The sequence below is a fragment of the Luteimicrobium sp. NPDC057192 genome (assembly GCF_042670205.1).
Classification (GTDB): Bacteria; Actinomycetota; Actinomycetes; order Actinomycetales; family Cellulomonadaceae; genus Luteimicrobium.
In genome coordinates, this window is sequence record NZ_JBHUWD010000021.1 from 35,770 (window position 1) to 56,948 (window position 21,179).

A 21,179-nucleotide genomic window follows, 5' to 3' on the forward strand; every position below is an offset into this window, starting at 1 on the left:
CAGGGCGAGCGAGCAGTAGTCTGCCCCGACCCGGGACGAGCCGGACGGGACCGAGCGGGTGATCTTCGCCGTCCCGTGCCGGCCCCGCGAGCCCGTGCGGCAGAATCTGCCGCATGAGGGTCCTGCGCGTCTCGCACAGCGCGGTCGTCGACGCGTGGCGTGAGCGCGAGCGGGAGCTGCGCCGCCGCGGCGTGGGCGTCCGGCTGGTGTCCGCGCGCGCATGGGACGAGGCGGGCCGCGTCGTACCGCTCGTACCCCGTCCGGGCGAGGACGTCGTCGGCGTCCGGACCTTCGGCACGCATCCCGCCCTGTTCCTGTTCGACCCGGTCGGTCTGTGGCGCGAGCTGGGTCGCGACGTCGACGTCCTCGACGTCCACGAGGAGCCCTACGCGCTCGCGACCCTCGAGGTCCTGACGCTGCGCCGTCTGCGGCGCCTCCTGACAGGCAGGCCGCGACACCTCGCGCCGTTCGCCCTGTACTCGGCCCAGAACATCGAGAAGCGCTACCCGCCCCCGTTCCGCTGGTTCGAGCGAGCCGCGCTGCGCCGCGCGGCGGCGCTGTCCGTGTGCAACGTGGCGGGCGAGATCGCCGTCCGCAAGGGCTTCCGAGGGGTCGTCCGGCGGATCCCGCTCGGCTTCGACCCTGACGTCTTCCACCCCGCCGCCCCCCGGCAGGCCGGCCCGGTGGGGAGCCCGGTGCGTGTCGGGTACGCCGGCCGCCTGGTCGAGCACAAGGGCGTCCGCGTGCTCCTGGAGGCCGTCGAGACGTCGGACGAACTCCGGCTCGACCTCGTCGGCGACGGCCCCCTCCGCGACGAGGTCGCCGCCCGGGCGGCCCGGTCGGACGGACGCATCACGGTCCAGCCGAGCACGGACGCGCCCGGGCTCGCAGCGTTCTACCGCTCGGTCGACGTGCTCGCAGTCCCCTCCCTCGTGACTCCCGGCTGGGTCGAGCAGTTCGGCCGCGTCGTCGTCGAGGCGATGGCCTGCGGGACACCCGTCGTGGCGACCTCGACCGGTGCGCTGCCGGACGTCGTCGGCGACGCGGGGCTGCTCGTCCCGCCCGACGACGCCGCGGCCCTCCGCGCCGCGCTCGAGCGCGTGGGGCGCGAGCCGGCGCTCGCGGACCGGCTGCGTGCGGCGGGGATCGAGCGTGCGACGTCGTGCACGTGGGCGGCCGTCGCGGACGACTACGAAGTCATGTACAGATCGATGCTGGGCGACCGTACGGATGTCCGGGACGGCGCGGCCGGCCCGCGTGCGAGCGGGGCCGGTGGGCGGGACGTCGAGGTCGTCGTCGTCGCCTACCACCGCCCCGACCTCCTCGCGCGGGCCCTCGCGCCGGTCGCCGGCCGCTTCCCCGTGACCGTCGTCGACAACTCCTCCTCCCTCGACGTCGCGAAGGTCGCCGCCGACGCCGGCGTCCGCTACCTCGACCCGGGCCGCAACGGCGGCTTCGCGGCCGGCGTCAACCACGCGCTCGGCGACCGGCTCGCGCCCGACGCGGACGTCCTGCTGCTCAACCCGGACGCCGTCGTCGCGCCCGACGACGTCCGGCGTCTGTCCGACGCCCTCGCCGCCGACCCGCGGCTCGCGAGCGTCGGCCCGCGCCAGGTCGACGACGACGGCGCTCCCGCCCGCGTCGCGTGGCCCTTCCCCACGCCCGGCGGCGCGTGGCTCGAGGCCGCGGGGCTCGGGCGGCTGCGCACGCGCGAGGACTTCGTCATCGGCTCGGTGCTGCTCCTGCGCGGCGAGGCCCTCGCCGACGTCGGGCCGTTCGACGAGACGTTCTTCCTCTACGCCGAGGAGACCGACTGGGCGCGGCGGGCCGCCTCACGCGGCTGGCGCCACGCCGTCGTGCGGGACGCCGTCGCGACGCACGCGGGTGGCGCCACGAGCTCGGACGAGACGCGGCGCGAGCGGACCTTCCACGCGTCGCAGGAGCGCTACTACCGCAAGCACTTCGGACGGCTCGGCTGGCAGGCGGCGCGGGGAGCGGCGCTCGCCGGGTCGGCCGTGCGCGGCGTGGTGCTGCCGGGCGAGCGGGGTGCGGCCGCCCGTCGGCGTGTCGTCCTGTACGCCCGAGGCCCGGCAGCCGAGCAGCACCGCGCGAACGGCGCGCCATGAGCCACAGCACCGGCACCGGCACCCGCACCTGGCACGCGTCCGTCCTGACCCGCGCGACGGTGGGTAGGCGGTGGTTCTCCGCCGCCTTCGGCGCGGTGGCGGTCCTCGCCCTGCTCGCCGCGATCGGCGTCGCAGTGCCGGACTACGGCGTGTACGCGCTCGCTGCCGCAGTCGCCCTGCTCATCACGGGGGCGACCGTCTACAACCCGGCGGCGATCCCCGTGCTCGCCATGCCCGCGCTCGTCGTGGTGCAGCGCGTCGGGGGCGCGAGCACCAACCTCTCCTTCAGCGACTTCGCCCTCTTCGGTGCGTTCTGGGCTGCCCTGCTGCTCGGCCCCCGGCCCTGGTCGCGTCCGATGCGCAGCCTCCTGTGGCTCTCCGCCTTCTACCAGGTCGCGACCCTCTTCACCGTGATCGCCAACCCGTACCGTGCCAACACCGTCGAGTGGTTCCACGCGTGGTTGTCCGTCGGCGGCGCGCTCGTCGTGGGCTGGGCCGTCGGGCGGTCGGGGCACGCGCGCCTCGGCGTCGGCCTCTACCTCGGAGCGTGCGGCATCCTTGCGGCCGCCACCTGCGTCCAGGGGCTCACCCAGCTCGCCCAGGGCAACACCGCCGCTGTCTTCCTGAGCTGGCCGTACGGCATGCACAAGAACTTCGTCGGCGACGTGCTCGGCATCGCGGCCCTCGTTGTGTACGCCCGACCACCGTGGCTCGGCCTGTCGCGCAAGGTCGCGTATCCCGCGTTCTGGCTGTTCGTCCTCGCGATCGCCGCGACGCAGTCACGCCAGGCGATCGTCGGGCTCGGGCTCCTCGTCCTCGTGGTCGCGCTGCGCCGCGGCCAGGGTGTCCGGCACACGAAGCTCGTGCTCCTCGCGATCATCCCGGCCGGGTTCTTCGTCGTGCAGGTGCTCGTCGATCAGCTGAGCTCGGGGAACCAGTTCAACTCGGCCTACCAGCGGATCAGCTGGTACCAGGACGCGCTCGTGGTGTGGAACCTCAACCAGTGGTTCGGCGCCGGGCTGCGGTGGTGGTACTCGGGACGCACCCCGTACTCGTTCCAGCCGCCCAACGCGGAGCTCGAGGTGTTGTCGTCGGCCGGAACCGTGGGTCTGGTCGGGTTCCTCGTCCTGATGCTCGGCGCGCTCGTCGTGGTCTGGCGGATCTCGCCCGCCTACGGGACCCTGGCGTTCGCCGTGATCGCGTCCCGCCTCGTCCAGGGGCAGCTCGACCTCTTCTGGGTCTCGGTACAGACCTCGGTGCCCTTCGTCATCGCGGGCGTGTGCGTGGGCGCGCTCGCCCGGCACGAGGCCGCGCCACCGCAACCGGACGACGGCGCCGAGCGCGAGGGCCCACCTGTCGCGACCGACGAGCGCGCGTCCGCGAGCCCGGTCGCCGCATGAGGGTCCTCCACGTCGTCGACTCGGACGCGTTCGCCGGCGTCGAGCGGCACGTCGCCAGGCTCGCCCGAGCCCAGGCCGCCGCGGGGGACCGCGTCCACGTGCTCGGGGGCGCTGTCGACGCGATGCGCGCCGAGGCCGGCCCTCGCGTCGCCGTCGAGCCGGTGCAGGGGCTGCGCACGACCGCGCGGGCCGTCGCGCGGCTCGGGTGCACCGCGGACGTCGTCCACGTCCACATGACAGCGGCCGAGGTCGCGGCGTCGCTCGCCGGGCCCCTGGCTGCGCTGCGCGGGCGGCGGCTGGCGCCCGTCGTCGCGACACGTCACTTCGCGCGTCCTCGGGGCTCGGGCCGCCTCGGTCCTCTGACCGCCGCGATCGCCCGCCGGCCCGTCCGGGCGCAGCTCGCGATCAGCGCCTACGTCGCCGCGCACGTCGACGGCGCCTCCGTCGTCGTCAGCCCGGGCGTCGACACGGCGGGCGACGCCCCACCGGCGTCCGATCGCGCCAGCGTCGTCCTCCTGGCGCAGCGGCTCGAGGCGGAGAAGGACGGCGACGTCGCTCTACGAGCGTTCGCGGCGTCGGGCCTGGCCGCCGGCGGCTGGGAGCTCCACGTCGCAGGCGACGGCGCCCTCCGGGCTGACCTCGAGGACCTCGCAATGCGGCTCGGGATCGGCGCCGCGACGCGCTTCCTCGGGCACCGGGCTGACGTGCCCGACCTGCTCGACCACGCCGCCCTGCTCCTCGCGCCTTGCCGCATCGAGGGTCTCGGGCTGAGCGTGCTCGAGGCGATGGCGCGGGGGCTGCCGGTCGTCGCGGCGGACGCGGGCGGACACACCGAGCTGCTCCAGGGCCTCCACGGCGCGTGCCTCGTCGCCCCCGGCGACCCCGACGATGCCGCCCGCGCGCTCCGCGTTCTCGCCGCCGACCCGGCAGCCCGCGACGCCTACGGGGCGGCCGAGCAGCAGCGCCAGCGCCACACCTTCACGCTCGAGAACCAGGTACGGCACACCGAAGCGGTCTACCGTACGGTGCTGTGACCGCACCCCCGTCCGCGCCCGCGCCGACACCGCCGTCCGCCGCCGCGCCAGGTGAGTCCCTGATCGTCGTGTCGCTCGAGCCGTGGGACGAGGTGTGGCGGCGCAACCAGTACCTCGTCACCGAGCTGCTCCGCGCCGATCCGGCGCTCACCGTGCTGTTCGTCGAGCCGCCCGCCGACGTCACGTACGCCGCCCTGCGCCGGACGACGCCGCGCCCCGGGCGCGGACTTCGGCACGGCCCCGCCCTGGACGGCGTCGGGCCGGACCGCCTGTGGCTGTACGAGCCGACCAAGACGCTCCCCCGCAAGGTCGCCCCCCGCTACGACGACCGCCGCGCGCACCGGGTGCTCCGCGCCGCCCGGCACGCCGGGCTCGCCGACCCCACGCTCTGGGTCAACGACGTCGGCGGCGCGGCGCTCCTCGACGAGCGCCTGCCGACGCTCTACGACGTCACCGACGACTGGCTGGCTGCGGCCCGCACGCCCGACGAGACGGACCGGCTCACACGCGCCGAGGGCGCTCTCCTCGCGCGCGCCGACGTCGTCACCGTGTGCTCGCCCGCGCTCGGCGCCTCCAAGGGCGCGGGTCGGCCGGCGGGCGCGCCCGCGCCCGTGCTCGTCACCAACGGCGTCGACGCGGCGCGCTACCGCGACCCCGTCGCCCGTCCGCACGACCTCCCCCCGGGACGCACGGCCGTGTACGTCGGGACGCTCCACGCGGACCGGCTCGACGTCGATCTGTGCGTCGCCACCAGCCAGGCCCTCGACGGCGACGGGACGCTCGTCCTCGTCGGCCCCGTCGCGCTCGAGGCCGACGACGTGCGCCGGCTGCGCGAGGCCGAGGTGGTGCTGCTCGGGCCCCGCCCGCGCGACGCCGTCCCCGCTTACCTGCAGCACGCCGACGTGCTGGTCGTGCCGCACGTCGTCGACGCCTTCACCGACAGCCTGGACCCGATCAAGCTCTACGAGTACCTCGCGGTCGGCCGGCCGGTCGTCTCGACGCCGGTCGCCGGGTTCCGCGACGCCGCGGCACCCGTCACGGTCGCGAAGGGCGCCGAGTTCGCGACGGCCGTCGTCGACAGCACCGCGGGGCCTCGCGTCGCCGCCGTCGAGCCGCCCGCCGACCTCCCGACGTGGCCGCGTCAGGCCGAGCTCATGCGCGACGCGCTCCGCGACGCGCGGCGACGGTCCGCCACGTCGCGGTGACGGTCGCCGCGGCGCGCGCGACCGGGAACCGCTCGAGCGCGGCGTCGTAGGCCGCGACCGCCCGCGCCCGGCTCGCCGCTGGGTCGTCGAGCACCCCGACGACCGCCGCCGCGAGCGCGTCGCTGTCGCCCGGCGGGACGAGGACCCCGAGCGGGCCGTCGTCGCCGCGCAGGATCTCGGTCACGCCGCCCGCGTCCGCCGCGACGACGGGGACCCCGCGGACCATGCCCTCGACGACCACCTGCCCGAACGGCTCCGGGACGGGCGACGCGTGCACGAGGACGCTCAGCCCGTCGAGGACCGCTGCGACGTCGTCGACGTGCCCGACGACCTCGACCGCGTCGCCGAGGCCCAGCCGGGCGATCTCGGCCGTCACGTCGGCCGCGTAGTCCTCGCCCCCGAAGAGCGGCGCCCCCACGAGCCGGAACCGGGCGCCCGGGTGCGCGGCCAGCACGGCCGGCACCGCGCGCACGAGCTCGAGCTGCCCCTTGGTCGGGCTGATCCTCCCGACGAGCCCGACCACAGGAGGGCTCGGGTCGACGCGCTCGCGGGCACCGTCCGGCCGGACCTGTTCCGGGGCGAACCCCGGGTAGGCGACGACGGCGCCCGGCGGCAGGGTGGCAGCGGTCGCCTCCGAGTTCGCGACCACGGCGCGCGGCACGCGCTCGGCGAGCCACCGGAACACCCTCGCCACACGAGCGGGAAGGTAGTCGTCCGCGACCCGGTCGTGGACGTGCCAGACGACGGGGGCCCGCGCCACCGCGGCAGCGACCGAACCCAGCACGTCGGCCTTGAGCGACTGCGTGTGCACGACGTCGGGCCGCAGCGTCCGGAGCCGCCGCGCGAGGCGCCACACGAACGGCACGGCGGCCCACGCCGACCGGACGCTCGCCCACGCGCCGAGCGTGTCGCGCGACCGACCGCGGACGCCCTCGCCGAGCCGGACCACCTCCACGGGCGTGCCCCCGTCCCGGAGCCGCCCGACCAGCGGCCCGTCGGCGAAGACGATCACCCGGACCCGGACCTCGGCCGGGTCGAGCGCCTCGCACAGGCGCGCCAGCGCGAGCTCGCCTCCCCCGAGGTCCGCCGTGTGGTCGAGGACGACCACCCGCAGCCGGGCGTCCGACGGGATCGGCCGGCTCACCGCGCGTCAGGCGCGGACGGCTGGTCCGTCGTGTCCTCGACGACGGCGATCGCCCCGGTCTTCGGGCGGCCCTGCACGGGGCTCCACGCCGGCTGGATCCTCGGTCGGCCCTGGCGCAGGCTCGGCGGTGCGGTGCGGACCGAGCCCGTCGTCGCGGGAACCGGCCGGGCAGCCGCGGGGGCGGCGGGCGCGGCGGGACGGGCTGGGGAGCTCGTGCCCGCCGGGGCTCCTGCGGGCCTCGTCGCAGCGGGCGGCTGCGCGGGCGAGGCGGACGTGGGGCCGGACGAGGCCGACGCGGGCGTGGGCTGCGGACCGCTCGGCTGGTGCCGGACGGGCTGGGACCGGAGGGGCTCCGGCCCGGCGGCCGGCTCACGCGACCCGAGCGCGGTCCGGCGCTCGGCACGTGACACGCCCGTGGGCGCCGAGGGCTCGGCGGCCCCCTGCGCCGGCGAGGATGCCTGCGCCGTCGAGCCGGCGGGTGCCGCGACCGGCGCTCCGTTCGACCCGCCCGCAGGGGCTGCGGAGGCCTCGCCGTACGTCGCCGCGTACGCCATGCGCCGGCTGCCCTGGACACCGGCCACCGCGAGCCCGGACAGGTGGACGTGGTTGACGCGCAGGCGCTTGACGGCCTCCGCGAGCACGAGCTCGTCGGTTTTCCCGACGCTCGCGACGAGCACGACGCCGTCCGTGTAGCTCCCGAGGATCGTCGCGTCGGCGGCTGCGAGCACGGGCGGCGCGTCGATGACGAGCACGTCGGCCTGGCCGCGCAGCGACGCGACGAGCTCGCGTGCCTGCGCCGTCGCGAGGTAGTCGGCCGGGTCGAGCGGCTGCTCGGGCACCGGGAACAGCGACAGGTTGGGCACACGCGTGGGACGCAGCGCCCGCGGGTCGCCGGTCCAGCCGTCGGGTGCCGGAAGGATCTCGTCGAGCTCGGGCCGGCGCATGTCGCCCGACATCGCGATGGTGCGTCGCCCGGACAGGGCCCACGAGGCCGCAAGGTTGGCCGCGATGAAGGAGCGGGGAGCGCTCGGGTCCGCGGCCGTGACGACGACGGCGATCTGGTCCCGGTGCGCCGCGGACACCTGCACGGCCGTGCGCAGCTCGCGAATCGACTCGGTGTACGGCGTGGCGACACGGCTCGCGACGGGCAGGTGCCCGTGGTGGGTCGCGTCCTTGAGGGCTCGCTTCACGCCGTCGATCTCGGCCAGGACCGGCGCCTCCGCGATCTCCGCGGCCTGCCCCACCGTCCGCAGCCTGAAGTCGACACCACGCCGGGCGAAGGCCAGCCCGACGCCCGCAGCGAGGCCCGCGAGGAACGAAATTGCCAGAACGCTGTCCCGCCCGAGGCCGAGGGGCACGCCGGCGGTCGCGGGCTTGGCGATCTGTCCGGGCGGGCTGAGCGAGCCGTACGCCGACCAGGTCCGCGTGAGGGAGTTGAGCGTATCGGTGCCCGAGCTCTGCAGTGCCTTCGCCTTGGGGTCGTTCTTGTTCTTCCGCAGCGTCGCCTGCGCGTCGGTGATCTGCTTGCTGGCCGCGTCCATCTGCTTGGACACCTTGTCGGCCTGTTGGCCGACGACCGTCGGCAGGTACGCGACGTACGCCTTCGCGAACGCGTTGGCGAGCGCTCCGGCGCGGACCGGCCCGGCGTCCTTGGCCTGGATCGTCATGACCAGCGTCTCGGCGTCGTAGGTCGCGGTCACGCGCGACGCGAGGTCTCGCGGCTCGGCGCCGCCGCCGACGTCCTGGGCCGCGGCCTGCGCGACGGGTGTGGACGTCACGAGGGTCGGGTCGGTGTTGGCCGTCACGGCCGAGCCGCCCTGGTCGCCGCCGCTCTGCACGGAGGCGAGCTGCACGGTCGCCGTGCCCTGGTACGTCGTGACCTGGCGGTTGAGATACAGGACGGCCGCGACCATGACGATCACGACGGCCGCCAGCACGTACCACTTGCCGTCCCACACCGTACGCAGGAACTCGCGGACCGTCACGCGCCGCCTCGCCTTCTGGAGCCTCTCGACGAGCCCTCGCGGCCCCGTCTACCCATCATGACGCTCGTGCTCCACGATCGTGCGGATCCGGTCCAGAAATCGCCCGGTCCCGAAGCGCGCCACGTGGTCCGCGAGCGCCTGATCATCCCACGCCGTCCTGGCGGCTTCCTCGATCGCGCGCGCGATCTCCACAGGATCCGGCTGGTCGAAGAAGGTGCCGGTCACGCCGTCGGCGACAGTGTCGAGGTAGCCGCCGTCGCGCAGGACGACGGCGGGTGCCCCGAAGGCCCCGGCTTCGAGCGGCGAGAGCCCGTAGTCCTCGTAGGACGCGGCGACGAGCGCGCCCGAGCTCGCGTACAGCCAGCGCAGCGACGCGTCGTCGACGCGGCCCAGCAGCCGCACCCGGGGCTCACCCGCCCCGTCGGGGTTCCCGGTCGCTCCCCCGCCCGACGCCGGCACGGTCCCCGCGGCCCGTGCGAGCCCCTCGAGGCGCGCCCGGTCGGGACCGTCGCCGACCACGACGAGGCGCCGGTCCCCCAGCTCGCGCACGGCACCGATCACGGCATCCACGTTCTTGTACGGGAGGAGCCGGGCCACGCACAGGAGGAAGCCCGGGGCGACGCCGTCGACCGGGCGGGAGGCGCCGTCGTCGGGCAGGAGGGCCGGAGGCGGCGGGACGACCTCCGCCTCGATGCCGTAGGCGGCCCGGACCGCACGAGCGGTCACCGTCGAGTTGGCGAGGTAGCGGTCGGCGTGGTTCGCGGCGCGCCGGTCCCACGCACGCAGGGACGGGCCCAGGACGCCCAAGGTGCCGCCGGCGACGGCGCGACGGACCTTGTCAGCCGCACGGGCGCCCTCCTCCCCCGACAGGTAGCGCTCCCGCTGGTAGAGCCAGCGCGCGGGCGCGTGACAGTAGACGACGGTGCGGCGCGCCCCGCGGTAGCCGTGCGCCCAGCCCGTCGAGCTCGCGAGCAGGACGTCCGCGTCGACCCGCTGCACGCCGACCGCGGGCGCGAGGAAGGGCAACGCGTAGTGGTGGTGGCGCCGCAGGTACCCGACGCGGTCGAGCGGGCCCGTCCGAACGTCGAGCTCGGCGAACTCCGGGAACGTCGCCGCCGGGTCGTACAGGGTGGTGTAAAGGGGCGCGCTGGGGAACGCGCGCGCCAGCAGCAGCGCGACGCGTTCGGCGCCGCCGCGCTGGGTGGCGTAGTCGTGCGCGAGCGCGACGTCTGCGGTCATGCGAACCCCCTGGGAGCGGCGTCCACGAGCCGCGGGCACGGATCGCTACGCCTTCGTGTGGAACTTCCCCTGCGCGGCGAGCAGGCCCTGCGTGAGCACCATCTCGACGGCGTCCGCGGCGTCGTCGAGCAGGAACGGGAGCTCCTTCTTCTCTGCCGCGGAGAAGTCCTTGAGGACGTAGTCTGCCGCGTCCATGCGCCCCGGTGGGCGTCCGACGCCCACTCTCACCCGCACGTAGTCCTTGGTGCCGAGCGCCTTGGTGGTGTCGCGCAGGCCGTTGTGGCCGCCCTCGCCGCCGCCGATCTTCAGCTTGAGGTCCCCGAACGGGATGTCCATCTCGTCGTGGACCATGACGACGTTCTCGGCCGCGACATCGTAGTAGCGCGCGAGCGCGCTCACGGCGCCGCCGGACGTGTTCATGTACGACGTCGGCTTGGCGAGCACGACGCGCGGCCCCGGCGCTCCCCCGGGCGCGGTGCCGAGCCGACCCTCGGCCGCGAGGGCGAGGCCGTGCGAGCCCTTGTGCGCGGCGAACGTCGTGCCGACGCGGCGCGCGAGCTCGTCGAGCACCATCTGGCCGACGTTGTGACGGTTGCCCGCGTAGCGGGACCCGGGGTTCCCGAGCCCGACGACGAGCCAACGGTCCGCCATGCGTGATCCTCCTGGTCGCTGCGTGTGGATGCCTGTCCGGACGCCCCGTCTGCCCGGGACGCACGACGGCGCCCGGCCCCTCGCAGGGTACCGGGCGCCGTCGGGCGTGGTGCGTGAGAGCGGGTGGCTCAGGCCTCCGCGGACTCCTCGGCGGCGGCCTCGGCGGTCTCGCCCTCGGCGCCCTCCTCGGTCTCCTCCGGCTCGGCCGCGCGGACCTCGCTGACGGCGACGACGAGCGTCTCGGCGTCGGACAGCAGCGTCGCGCCCTTCGGGAGGGTGATCTCGCCGGCGTGGACCTTCGCGCCGTCCTCGAGACCCTCGATCGAGACGGTGACCGACTCGGGGATGTGGGTGGCCTCGACCTCGAGCTGGAGGTGCGTGGCGTCCTGCAGGTGCGTGGTGCCGGGGGCCGACTCGCCCTCGACGACGACGGGGACCTCGACGGCGATCTTCTCGCCGCGCTTCACGATGATGAGGTCGACGTGCTCGATGACGTTCTTGACCGGGTCGCGCTGGACCTCGCGGGCGATCGCGAGCTGGTCCTTGCCCTCGACGTCGATCTCGAGGAGGGCGTTCGAGTGCTTGAGCGCGAGCATGGTGTCGTGGCCCGGGAGGGCGACGTGTACCGGCGCGGAGCCGTGGCCGTAGAGGACGGCGGGGACCTGGCCGGCGCGACGCAGGCGGCGGGCGGCACCCTTGCCGAACTCGGTGCGGGTCTGGGCGACGAGCTTCGTCTCGGACATGAGGTTCTTCTCTCCAGTGCTGAGCGGGCCGACCGCCAGTGGGGTGCGGACGGCGTCGTCCGTCAGGGGGTTGCCGGGCCGGAGCACCGACCGGAGCGTGAGCTTGAGAGGGCTGCCCGGTGCGGTCCTGCACGGTCCGTCCTGGCGGACGGGCGGCTGCATCGGCGCGGGACGCATGACGGACGCGCGCGTGCACGCCGCCTGTGTCGATCACGGACGCCGGAGAGCCCCGCACAGTTCCGGGGAAATCCGATGTTGTGGATGACGGGCGCTTCTCGCTCTCGCGAGCTGCCGGCCCGTCAGACGTCCCTCGCCGAGGCAACCTCACCAGGGTACCCGCCCGACGGCGCCAGACGAAACCGGTCAGCCGGCCCCGCAGCCCAGTCGCCCGGATCGCTTCGACGGCGGGCCCCCGGGGTACCGGGGCACCCCTGCGTATCAGAGCCGGGCCGCGCACGCTCCGTCCTGGTGAGCAGCGACGCTCCTCGTCGCGACTCCGTCCGCCCCCCGGAGGTTCCGATGGCGACGATCCTCGACCGGCCGCAGGCTCCGGCCTGGTCCCCGCCCGGCGCGAGGGCCAGCGGCCCGTCCGACGCGGCGGGCACGACCCCGGAGTCCCTCCTCGACCAGTGGCAGTCCTTCGTCACGCACGACCTGGCGCCGCTGGGCCGCGTGGCGCTCTCGACCCTGGTCGTCCTCGCGGTCCTCGCCGGGCTCGCACGGCTGCTCGTGGTCGTCGCACCCGACTGGCCGACGGTGCACCGCCGGGGAGCCATGGCGACGGCCGCGGGCGTCCTCGGCGCCGGGGCGGCGGCCGTGCTCACCTTCGGGGTCGCCGCGCGGGGCGGGCGGGCGGTGCCGGCCGGGCTCGCGCTCGGGGCCGGCGCGGTCGTCCTGGGCGCGTGGTGGCTCGCGACGCGCCTGCGCCTCACCGTGAGCGTCACGGCCCGCGACGGCTCCGACTCGAAGGCGTCGTCCGCACACATCGTCGCCCTTCTCGCCGACCTCGGCGCTACCCCGCCGCGCGGGCTCGAGCTGCCCCGCGGCTCGGACGTCAGCAGCCTCACGGGCGCGATCGGGGAGCTCCCGCAGGGCAAGCTCGCCCAGCTCGCCCTCGGCCTCGTCCAGAACGTGCTGGGGTCGTCGCCCTGGCGCGCCCTGGTCGACGTCGTCGACCCGGACACGCTTGCCGTCGCCGTGACGCGCAACGGGCGACAGAAGGGCGCGGCCGTGGTCGACCGCACGGTGCTGCGCGTCGGGGGCGACCTGCACCGCTTCGCGGCGGCCGTCGTCGTGACGACGTTGGCCCGCGCCTACCCGGACGACTTCCGCGGCCTGTGCGGCGCGACCGACTGGCGCAGCCTCGGGCTGCACTACGTCGCGACGACGGACTTCCAGGACGACCGGGCCGAGCAGCGCCGGATCCTCGCTCGCTCCCTCGAGCGCGATCCCGGCAACTGGCTGGCCCAGCTCGCCTACCACAACGTGACGATGCGGTACGGGGACGACCCGGATGTGCTGCGCGCGTACCGCTCCTGGTTGACGGAGGTCCTCCGCCGCCGGCTGGGCGGCCCCGGCGAGCGTTCCCTCGCGCTGCGCGCCCTCTACACGAGGCTCAGCGTGGACGTGAACGCCGCGTTCGCGGAGAGCACCCCGGGGCCCGACGGCGCGATCAGCGGGGTGACCCTCGGAGCCCAGGACCTGAGCGACGCCGCCGAGCTCGTCGCGGCGCTCGACGCGCTGGACCCGTCGAAGCGCCCGCCGGCACGCTGGTGGCGCGGGCGGTCGACGTCCGCGGCCGGCGAGCCCGCCCCCGCGCTGGCCGACGACCTGCGGGCGTGCGCGGCTCCGCTCGTGCGCCTCGTGGCCGACCGGGTCGACCCGGAGGCCTCGGACCCCGTGCGGATCGGGCGTGGGGACGTCTGCGACCTGAGCGGCCTCGGTGCTCGCCAGTCCGACGGATGCCTGCCGGACTCCGACCAGCGCACGGCCTCGGACGGCGCCGCACGCAGCCCGAAGGGCTACTACACGCTCGCGTGCGCGATCGCGACCTACTGCGACACGCCGTCAGCCTTCATGATCGACCGCGCCGTGGGCGCGTTGCGGCTCGCCGCCGGCGCACCCTCGCTGCGGGACTGGATGTGGCGGGACCCCCAGCTGCGTGCCCTGCGGACGACGGCCACGTTCCGTCGGGCGTTCGGAGCCGCCCCGAGGACCGACCTCCTGGCCCTTCCGCTCCTCCTCCCCTTCGCCGACGCGCTCCGGCGCGCGGCGCTCACCTCCGTCTCGGCGATCCGGCGCACCGGCGCGCGCGACCTCGTGCTCCAGCTCGGTGCCGCGCCGTCCGAGGTCCAGGCCGTCCAGGGACTGGCCGCGCTCGCCCAGTCCCTCCTCGACGACGCCGAGCTCGGACGGTGGGCCGTCGAGGTCCTGCACGAGCTCGGGGCGAGGGGGATCGTGTCCACCCGAGCGCTCGTCGAGACCGTGAGCGCGGACGAGGCGCGGGAAGATCTCGTCGAGACGGTCGTCACCGCCGTCGTCGCACGCACCGCACCGCTCGGCGCCTCCGACGCCGTCGAGCTCCGGGGTGGGCTCGACCGGTGGACGCACCGGGTCGTCGCACTCCACCTCGTCGTCGACGACTCCACGGCGCTCGAGGCCATGGCCGGCCACGCGTGACGCGGCGCGGTCGGGCGGGCGGCGGGCGGGGCAGCGACCGCGGAGGGTCCGTCAGTCCGCGAACGCCCAGCGGACGGTGACCGACGCCCCGACCTCCTGCTGGCCCGGTTCGACGACGAACGCCGCCGCCCGGAGCGCGCCCGGCGGCGGGGAGCCGGCGGCGCCGTCCTCACGGACCTCCAGGACGTCGCCGAGCGTCCTTCCGGCCAGCCGCGCGTACTGCTCCGCGCGAGCCCGGGCGTCGCCGAACGCGGCCTCGCGCGCCTGCTCGGCGAGCGCGGCGACGTCGGACAGGGCGGTGGTCAGGGACTCGAGGCGCGCGACCGGCCCGGCCGCGGCGAGCGCGTCCCGGACGACGGCGCCCGCGGCCTCGACGTCCCGCAGGACGACGCGCAGGGTCGTTCGTGCGGTCGTCCGGGACGCCGGCTCGGGGACCGGAGCGGCGCGCAGGCCTGCGGGCTCCGCGGCCGGTGCGGGACGCTCCGTCCAAGTCGAGGTCTGCGACGTCCGCACGTCGGCGGCGTCCACCCCGGCCGCCGCGAGCGAGGCGCGCAGGGCCGTGAGACCCGCGGTGGCGGCGTCGAGCGCGGCCTGGACGTCTGCGGCCACCGCCTCGGCACCGAGCTCCGCCACGACGACGTCGGGCACCCCGCTCGCCGTGCCCGCGCCCGTCACCGTCACGCTGCGTCGCGGTCCGCGGGGGCGGTCCTGGTCACGTCCGTCCGGCCACGCCATCGCACGTCCTCCCGAGAGCTGGTTCGTCCCTCTGATCCTGCCGTGGCCGGGGCCACGCCGCCCGGGCAGCGACGGGCGCGTCCGCCGGGCGCGCGCAGGCGTGTCAGCGCTCCGGGGCGAGGCAGAACTCGTTGCCCTCCGGGTCGGCCAGCACGACGTGGTCCGCGTGACGGGCCAGCACCGTGGCGCCCAGCGCCGTGAGGCGCCCGACCTCGCCCTCCAGGTCCGGCGCCAGCAGGTCGAGGTGGACGCGGTTCTTCACGACCTTGCCCTCCGGCACGCGCTGGAACCAGAGGCGCGGGCCGCCGTCCGCGGGCTCGACGAGCACCGTCGGGTCGTCGGCCACGTCCGTGACGCCGAGCGCTCGCAGGCGCGCGAGCTCGGCGTCGTCGTACGGGGCGACGGCGTAGCCCTCGAGGGCCGCGGCCCAGAAGTGCGCGGTCGCGGCAGGGCTCCCCGAGTCGAAGACGACGTCGCGGAGCCGGGCCACGGGACTACCTCCGGGTCAGGAGTTGCCGTCGAAGAGCGAGGTGACGGAGCCGTCGTCGAAGACCTCGCGGATCGCCCGCGCGATGACCGGAGCGATCGACAGGACCGTGAGCTGGCCGAACTGCTTGTCGGCCGTGATCGGCAGCGTGTCGGTCACGACGACCTCGCGCGCACCGCACTCCGACAGGCGCTGGGCCGCCGGGTCCGACAGCACGCCGTGGGTCGCGGCGACGATGACGCTCTTCGCGCCGGCCGCCAGGACGACCTTCACGGCCTCCGCGATGGTGCCGCCGGTGTCGATGAGGTCGTCGACGAGCACGCAGTCGCGGCCCTCCACGTCGCCGACCACACGGTTCGCGACCGACTGGTTGGGCCGCGTGATGTCGCGCGTCTTGTGGACGAACGCCAGCGGGCCCCCGCCCAGCTTCGCCGCCCACTGCTCCGCGACGCGGATCCGGCCCGCGTCCGGCGAGACGACCGTGACGTTGCCCAGGTCCACCCGGCCCCGCACGTAGTCCGTGAGGATCGGCATCGCCCACAGGTGGTCGACCGGGCCGTCGAAGAAGCCCTGCGCCTGCGCCGAGTGCAGGTCGACGCTCATGATGCGGTCCGCGCCCGCCGTCTTGAACAGGTCCGCCATGAGCCGGGCCGAGATCGGCTCGCGACCGCGGTGCTTCTTGTCCTGGCGCGCGTACCCGTAGAACGGCACCACGACCGTGATGGTCCGCGCCGACGCCCGCTTCGCCGCGTCGACCATGAGCATCTGCTCCATGATCCACTGGTTGATCGGCGCCGTGTGGCTCTGCAGCAGGAACACGTCCGTGCCGCGGACCGACTCGCCGAACCGCACGTAGATCTCGCCGTTCGCGAAGTCGTACGCCGTCGTCGGCAGGAGGTCGACGCCCAGCTCACGAGCCACGTCCTTCGCGAGCTCCGGGTGCGCCCGGCCCGAGGCCAGGACGAGCGTCTTCGTGTTCTTCTCGCCGGTGAGCAGCGTGGTCATCGGTCGGCCCCCTCGGTACGGGTCGTGCGGATCGTGAGCGTGTCGTCCAGCGCCTCCGAGTGGGGCGACGTCGGGCGGGGCTTGTCGGCGGCGTCCGCGTGCTTCGCGAGCTCGCGCAGCGCCTGGGCGCCGAGCGTCGGCATCGCGCCCGTCAGCGTGGCCGGCTCAGTCGCCGGCACGACGGCGTCGTCGGACGAGTCGTCGTCGCCCGTCGGCTCCGTGCCCTCGCCGCGGGCCGCGGCGGCGGCCTGCGCGGCCGCGGTGCCCGGACGACGGCGCTCCACCCAGCCCTCGATGTTCCGCTGCGCTCCCGCGCTCACGCCCAGCGCGCCCGCGGGCACGTCCTGGCGGATGACCGACCCCGCACCCGTGTACGCGCCGTCGCCCACGGTGACCGGGGCCACGAACAGGTTGTCGGCGCCCGTGCGGGCGTGCGAGCCGATCGTCGTGTGGTGCTTGTGCACCCCGTCGTAGTTGACGAAGACGCTGGCGGCACCGATGTTCGTGCCCTCACCCACCGTCGCGTCACCGACGTACGACAGGTGCGGCACCTTCGAGCCCGCGCCGATCTGCGCGTTCTTCGTCTCGACGAACGTGCCGATCTTGCCCTTCTCGCCGAGCACGCTGCCCGGCCGCAGGTAGGCGAACGGGCCGACGTTGGCCCCCGCTCCGATGACGGAGAGCGACGCGTGCGTGCGCGAGACGACCGCGCCCTCGCCGACCTCCACGTCCGTGAGCGTCGTGTCCGGACCGATCGTCGCGCCCGCCGAGACGACCGTCGCGCCGTGCAGCTGCGTGCCCGGCAGGATCGTCACGTCCGGGGCCAGGTCCACGTCCACGTCGATCCACGTCGTGGCCGGGTCGACGACCGTCACGCCCGCCCGCATCCAGTCCTCGACGATGCGGTCGTTGAGGATCCGGCCCAGCGTCGCGAGCTGCACCCGGTCGTTCACGCCCTCGACGGCGTACGGGTCCTCCGAGACGATCGCCCGGACCTGCCCGCCGTCCTCGCGCGCCAGCGCGACGACGTCCGTCAGGTACAGCTCGCCCTGCGCGTTCTGCTGCGTGATGCGGGCGAGCCCCGATCGCAGGACCCCCGCGTCGAACACGTACACCGACGTGTTGATCTCCGAGACCTCGAGCTCGTCGGCGCTCGCGTCGCGGTGCTCCACGATCTTCAGGACGTCGCCCGTGCCGCCCTCGCGGACCACGCGGCCGTAGCCCGTGGGGTCCGCCACGACCGTCGTCAGCACCGTCACCGCGTTGCCGTCGGCGACGTGCGCCGCGACGAGCTCGCCCAGGGTGCCCGCGTCCAGCAGCGGCAGGTCGCCCGCCACCACGAGGACCGCGCCCTCGAGCCCGTCGCCCAGCACCTGGCCCTCCTGGCCCAGCGGCACGCCGTGCGACGCCCGGTCCGCGTGGGCCGCGGCGTCGAGCACCGACATCGCCGACCGCACCGCCGCACCGGTGCCCGGGACCTCGTCCTGCTCGACGACCAGTACGCCTTCCGAGACCGACCGGGCGTGCTCGGCGACCCGCTCCGCCTGGTGCCGCACGACGACGGCCGTCCGGCGCGCGTCGAGCTCCCGGGTGGCCGTCAGCACATGACCCAGCAGGCTGCGCCCACCGATCGCATGGAGCATCTTCGGCGTCGTGGACCGCATCCGCGTGCCCTCACCCGCCGCGAGGACCACCGCCGCGGCGAGGCGCGGTCTGTCCTGCGTGGATCCGGAGTCGTCGGTGGTCGGTACGGTCTGGGCCGTCACGTGAGCTCCCGTCGTCGTTCGTCGCGCTCGCTCCGCCCCCAGGACTCGAACCTGGACCAAGGGCACCAAAAACCCTTGTGCTGCCGATTACACCAAGGCGGACAGCCGGCGGGTCTTTTCTCCACCGGGCGGGGGCGTGCGCAGGTGGCGCGTCCAGCCCTAGTCTGCCAGGTCCGGATCACCCCTCCGAGACACCGGCCGTTCACCGACGGAGACGCGGTGTTCGCCGACGGTGACGTGGAGTTCGCCGACGGTGACGTGGTCGGGGCGGGAGGGTGCGCCCCGCTGAGTGCGCACTTCTTGTGCGACTCGCCGGGTGTGTCGCACAAAAAGTACGCACTCACGAGATGACGGGGCCGAGCGACGTGGCTGATCACACGCTCGACGCGCGGACGGGCCGGGCGAGACGACGGTCGAGCGGGCGGGTGCGGGGAGGTGGTGAAGGGCGTCAAGGAGTGCGCACGGACCCAGGGCCGAAGCACGACAGCCCGAACCAGCTCGCCGCGCCCGACCGCGAATCCGACCATGACACGTCACCATCGCCGAACACAGCGTCACCGTCGGCGAACACAGCGTCACCGTCGGCGAACACAGCGTCACCGTCGACGAATGGCGCGACGGGCACAATGGGCCCATGACCCCCGAACCGAAGCGGCCGGTACGCTCCCGCATGACGGCGACGCAGCGGCGCGAGCAGCTGCTGGCCGTGAGCCGGGGGTTGTTCGCCGAGAAGGGCTTCGACGGGACGAGCGTCGAGGAGATCGCGCAGCGTGCTGAGGTCTCGAAGCCGGTCGTGTACGAGCACTTCGGCGGCAAGGAGGGCGTCTACGCGGTCGTCGTCGACCGCGAGATCCAGGCGTTGACGGCCGCGCTCATGGGTGCGCTGACGTCGCGCGGGCATCCCAAGGTGCTGCTGGAGCGCGCGTCGCTCGCGCTGCTCACGTACATCGAGAACTCCGAGGACGGCTTCCGGATCCTCGTGCGTGACTCCCCGGTCGCACAGGCGACGGGGACGTTCTCGAGCCTGATCGGCGACGTCGCCACGCAGGTCGCGACGCTGCTGCGCGGCCAGTTCCGTGACCGTGGCCTCGACCCGAAGTACGCGGCGCTGTACGCGCAGATGCTGGTCGGCAGCGTCGCACTGACGGGCCAGTACTGGCTCGACGCGCGACGTCCGCCCAAGGCGGAGGTCGCGGCGCACCTGGTGAACCTCGCCTGGAACGGGCTGTCGAACCTCGAGAAGCGGCCGACGCTGCACGAGAAGCCGTAGGCGCCGCGAGCGCCTCGTCCTCCCCGGCTCTGCCGAGTCGCGACCGTCTGCGCAGGTGGGCGGGCGAAAGCCGTGTGATCGCCGTCTCAGACCGAGGGGGCATCCCGGACGCTCTCCGCGAATCGCTGGTTACCGACGCGTAACGTGGCGCCGGTCCCGCCCACGAGACCGCCCAGCGGTCGAGGAGAATCCGTCCCCATGCAGCACGCCTTCCGTTCCCGCAGCACGCGCCTCGGCGCGACGATCGCGACCGTGGGGGTGGTGGCGCTCGGCGCCGTCAGCGCGCTGAGCGCCAGCGCGGCGACGGGACGCGCCGCCGCGGCCGAACCCGCCCCGGTCTGCACCGGGTACGACACGGACGGCTTCACGATCTTCGTCCAGGACGACGTGGACCTCGGCAACAGCGAGACCGAGGGCTCGCTCGCCCTCGGCGGCGACCTCACGCTGGCTGCCGACACGAACCTCGTCCACAGCACCGGCCTCACGCCCGCCGGGTACACGCTGCCGGTCGTCGACGGCGACCCGACACGCCTCCTCGTTGGGGGCACGCTCGACCTCACCGCGCCGGGGAGCCTGCAGGTCACGTCGCGCGACGACGTCGGCCCCGCCCAGGCGGACCGCATCGGGGCGATCAAGTTCGGCGACACCGGCGGGCTCGAGCTGACGGCGCGCTCCGGCGTGGACCGGCTGCACGAGGCGGGCGGCTCCGTCGACGCGAAGCCGTGGGTCGACGTGAACGACGCGGCACAGCAGACCTTCGACGGCGCCCACGCCGTCACGTACCCGGGCGCCGCGTCGGTCGTCGACAGCCGCTTCCCGGCGCTCGTGGCGCAGGGCGAGGCGCTGCGGACCGCAACCGGTTCGGACGTCGCGACCGCGACGCTCGACGGCGGCGTCGTGACCCTGACCCCGGGGAAGCTCAACGTCCTCACCGTCGACGCGGCGACCCTCGGCGCGAACGCCCAGCTCACGTTCGCGGGCGGCACCCCGGGCGCCGACACCCCGTTCGTCGTCAACGTCACGGACGCGTCGGGCAGCACGGTCCACGTCCCGCCGCTGCGCGGCCCCGAGATGCCCGGCCAGCCCTCGGCCACGGATCCCAACCCCTGGGCTCCCTTCGTCACCTGGAACCTCACGGGCGCCGGCACGACGACGGTCACCGGCGAGCTCGTGACCGGCACGATCCTCGCGCCCGACGTCGACCTCACCCTCGACGCGAGCAGCCCGGTCGAGGGCCAGATCGTCGCGAGGTCCCTGGTCGCCCGGGGCGGCGAGATCCACCAGTACCTCGCTGCGTCGTCGTGCACGACCCCGACCCCGACGCCCACGGCGACAGAGACGACTACCACGCCGGCCCCGACGACCCCCGCCCCCACGCCGACCGAGTCCACTACCACGCCGACGCCCACGGGCACGACCACGTCCCCCGCGCCCGTGCCGTCGTCCACGACGACGAGCCCCGCCCCGGTGGTGCCCGTGACCTCCGCGACGCCCACCGCGACGGTGCTCGGCACCGGAGGCACCGCGCCCTCGTCGCCGGGGAACCTCGCGACGACCGGCGCGTCGCTCGTCGGGCCGCTGGTCGCGGGCGTCGCGCTCGTCGCGGCAGGCCTCGCGCTGCTGCTGGTCCGGCGCCGCACCGCCCGGGGTTAATCCCCCGCCCGCCGACGGCCCCGGTTCCCGCACAACCGCGGGGACCGGGCCGTCGCG

At 75.0% G+C, this 21,179-nt stretch carries 16 protein-coding genes and 1 tRNA gene; 7 read left to right on the top strand and 10 right to left on the bottom strand.

The window, feature by feature from the left end; translation table 11 throughout:
- The first annotated feature begins 113 nt into the window (after positions 1-113).
- The 4 genes from ACFT5B_RS11375 to ACFT5B_RS11390 are packed head-to-tail and all read left to right on the top strand — an operon-like array spanning position 114 to position 5,765.
- Positions 114-2,126 (top strand): glycosyltransferase, encoded by a 2,013-nt coding sequence (locus ACFT5B_RS11375; protein ID WP_386798225.1) that lies wholly within the window; start codon positions 114-116, stop codon positions 2,124-2,126.
- Positions 2,123-3,526, top strand: a complete 1,404-nt coding sequence (locus ACFT5B_RS11380) for an O-antigen ligase family protein (protein WP_386798227.1) — start codon at positions 2,123-2,125, stop codon at positions 3,524-3,526. The genes ACFT5B_RS11375 and ACFT5B_RS11380 overlap by 4 nt, the downstream gene beginning before the upstream one ends.
- Complete coding sequence (locus ACFT5B_RS11385) at positions 3,523-4,560, top strand: glycosyltransferase family 4 protein (protein ID WP_386798229.1); 1,038 nt, start codon at positions 3,523-3,525, stop codon at positions 4,558-4,560. Before ACFT5B_RS11380 ends, ACFT5B_RS11385 begins: the two co-directional genes overlap by 4 nt.
- A complete protein-coding gene (locus ACFT5B_RS11390; protein WP_386798231.1) occupies positions 4,557-5,765 on the top strand; it encodes a glycosyltransferase in 1,209 nt (402 codons plus the stop codon). Before ACFT5B_RS11385 ends, ACFT5B_RS11390 begins: the two co-directional genes overlap by 4 nt.
- Here ACFT5B_RS11390 and ACFT5B_RS11395 read toward each other — a convergent pair.
- From ACFT5B_RS11395 to ACFT5B_RS11415, 5 genes are all read right to left on the bottom strand, one after another.
- Entirely contained in the window at positions 5,713-6,909 is a 1,197-nt protein-coding gene (locus ACFT5B_RS11395) for a glycosyltransferase family 4 protein (RefSeq protein WP_386798233.1), read from the bottom strand. The genes ACFT5B_RS11390 and ACFT5B_RS11395 overlap by 53 nt on opposite strands.
- Positions 6,906-8,894 carry a hypothetical protein gene (locus ACFT5B_RS11400; protein WP_386798235.1) on the bottom strand — a complete coding sequence of 663 codons (1,989 nt, stop codon included), beginning with the start codon at positions 8,892-8,894 and terminating at the stop codon, positions 6,906-6,908. Before ACFT5B_RS11400 ends, ACFT5B_RS11395 begins: the two co-directional genes overlap by 4 nt.
- A gap of 48 nt (positions 8,895-8,942) precedes the next feature.
- The gene (locus tag ACFT5B_RS11405) at positions 8,943-10,133 is read right to left on the bottom strand and encodes a glycosyltransferase (protein WP_386798237.1); all 1,191 of its coding nucleotides are present in this window, start codon (positions 10,131-10,133) and stop codon (positions 8,943-8,945) included.
- Positions 10,134-10,178: 45 nt separating this feature from the next.
- Positions 10,179-10,784 (bottom strand): aminoacyl-tRNA hydrolase, encoded by a 606-nt coding sequence (gene pth / locus ACFT5B_RS11410; protein ID WP_386798239.1) that lies wholly within the window; start codon positions 10,782-10,784, stop codon positions 10,179-10,181.
- A 128-nt stretch (positions 10,785-10,912) separates the two neighbouring features.
- A complete protein-coding gene (locus ACFT5B_RS11415; protein WP_386798241.1) occupies positions 10,913-11,527 on the bottom strand; it encodes a 50S ribosomal protein L25/general stress protein Ctc in 615 nt (204 codons plus the stop codon).
- Positions 11,528-12,046: 519 nt separating this feature from the next.
- Here ACFT5B_RS11415 and ACFT5B_RS11420 point away from each other — a divergent pair.
- Positions 12,047-14,206 carry a hypothetical protein gene (locus tag ACFT5B_RS11420; RefSeq protein WP_386798243.1) on the top strand — a complete coding sequence of 720 codons (2,160 nt, stop codon included), beginning with the start codon at positions 12,047-12,049 and terminating at the stop codon, positions 14,204-14,206.
- Positions 14,207-14,257: 51 nt separating this feature from the next.
- Here ACFT5B_RS11420 and ACFT5B_RS11425 read toward each other — a convergent pair whose 3' ends face one another.
- The 5 genes from ACFT5B_RS11425 to ACFT5B_RS11445 all read right to left on the bottom strand — a co-directional run bounded on the left by ACFT5B_RS11425 (position 14,258) and on the right by ACFT5B_RS11445 (position 18,301).
- The gene (locus ACFT5B_RS11425) at positions 14,258-14,941 is read right to left on the bottom strand and encodes an SIMPL domain-containing protein (protein WP_386798245.1); all 684 of its coding nucleotides are present in this window, start codon (positions 14,939-14,941) and stop codon (positions 14,258-14,260) included.
- A gap of 103 nt (positions 14,942-15,044) precedes the next feature.
- On the bottom strand, positions 15,045-15,431 hold the full coding sequence (locus ACFT5B_RS11430) for a VOC family protein (RefSeq protein WP_386798247.1): 387 nt from the start codon (positions 15,429-15,431) through the stop codon (positions 15,045-15,047).
- A 15-nt stretch (positions 15,432-15,446) separates the two neighbouring features.
- A complete protein-coding gene (locus ACFT5B_RS11435; protein ID WP_083890737.1) occupies positions 15,447-16,433 on the bottom strand; it encodes a ribose-phosphate diphosphokinase in 987 nt (328 codons plus the stop codon).
- Positions 16,430-18,097 carry a bifunctional UDP-N-acetylglucosamine diphosphorylase/glucosamine-1-phosphate N-acetyltransferase GlmU gene (gene glmU / locus ACFT5B_RS11440; protein ID WP_386798281.1) on the bottom strand — a complete coding sequence of 556 codons (1,668 nt, stop codon included), beginning with the start codon at positions 18,095-18,097 and terminating at the stop codon, positions 16,430-16,432. Before glmU ends, ACFT5B_RS11435 begins: the two co-directional genes overlap by 4 nt.
- Positions 18,098-18,229: 132 nt before the next feature.
- Positions 18,230-18,301, bottom strand: a tRNA-Gln gene (locus ACFT5B_RS11445).
- Between the two features lie 568 nt (positions 18,302-18,869).
- On the opposite strand from ACFT5B_RS11445, the gene ACFT5B_RS11450 reads away from it, so the two are divergent.
- Both ACFT5B_RS11450 and ACFT5B_RS11455 read left to right on the top strand, forming a co-directional pair.
- Positions 18,870-19,469 (top strand): TetR/AcrR family transcriptional regulator, encoded by a 600-nt coding sequence (locus ACFT5B_RS11450; RefSeq protein WP_386798283.1) that lies wholly within the window; start codon positions 18,870-18,872, stop codon positions 19,467-19,469.
- Between the two features lie 198 nt (positions 19,470-19,667).
- Entirely contained in the window at positions 19,668-21,122 is a 1,455-nt protein-coding gene (locus ACFT5B_RS11455) for a collagen-binding domain-containing protein (protein ID WP_386798250.1), read from the top strand.
- Positions 21,123-21,179 lie beyond the last annotated feature (57 nt).

What these genes read in the sequence shown, in the direction of transcription:
- ACFT5B_RS11375 (WP_386798225.1), top strand. Translation starts at nt 114, where the DNA reads ATGAGGGTCCTGCGCGTCTCGCACAGCGCGGTCGTCGACGCGTGGCGT.
- ACFT5B_RS11380 (WP_386798227.1), top strand. Translation starts at nt 2,123, where the DNA reads ATGAGCCACAGCACCGGCACCGGCACCCGCACCTGGCACGCGTCCGTC.
- ACFT5B_RS11385 (WP_386798229.1), top strand. Translation starts at nt 3,523, where the DNA reads ATGAGGGTCCTCCACGTCGTCGACTCGGACGCGTTCGCCGGCGTCGAG.
- ACFT5B_RS11405 (WP_386798237.1), bottom strand. Translation starts at nt 10,133, where the DNA reads ATGACCGCAGACGTCGCGCTCGCGCACGACTACGCCACCCAGCGCGGC.
- pth (WP_386798239.1), bottom strand. Translation starts at nt 10,784, where the DNA reads ATGGCGGACCGTTGGCTCGTCGTCGGGCTCGGGAACCCCGGGTCCCGC.
- ACFT5B_RS11415 (WP_386798241.1), bottom strand. Translation starts at nt 11,527, where the DNA reads ATGTCCGAGACGAAGCTCGTCGCCCAGACCCGCACCGAGTTCGGCAAG.
- ACFT5B_RS11420 (WP_386798243.1), top strand. Translation starts at nt 12,047, where the DNA reads ATGGCGACGATCCTCGACCGGCCGCAGGCTCCGGCCTGGTCCCCGCCC.
- ACFT5B_RS11425 (WP_386798245.1), bottom strand. Translation starts at nt 14,941, where the DNA reads ATGGCGTGGCCGGACGGACGTGACCAGGACCGCCCCCGCGGACCGCGA.
- ACFT5B_RS11435 (WP_083890737.1), bottom strand. Translation starts at nt 16,433, where the DNA reads ATGACCACGCTGCTCACCGGCGAGAAGAACACGAAGACGCTCGTCCTG.
- glmU (WP_386798281.1), bottom strand. Translation starts at nt 18,097, where the DNA reads ATGCGGTCCACGACGCCGAAGATGCTCCATGCGATCGGTGGGCGCAGC.
- ACFT5B_RS11450 (WP_386798283.1), top strand. Translation starts at nt 18,870, where the DNA reads ATGACGGCGACGCAGCGGCGCGAGCAGCTGCTGGCCGTGAGCCGGGGG.
- ACFT5B_RS11455 (WP_386798250.1), top strand. Translation starts at nt 19,668, where the DNA reads ATGCAGCACGCCTTCCGTTCCCGCAGCACGCGCCTCGGCGCGACGATC.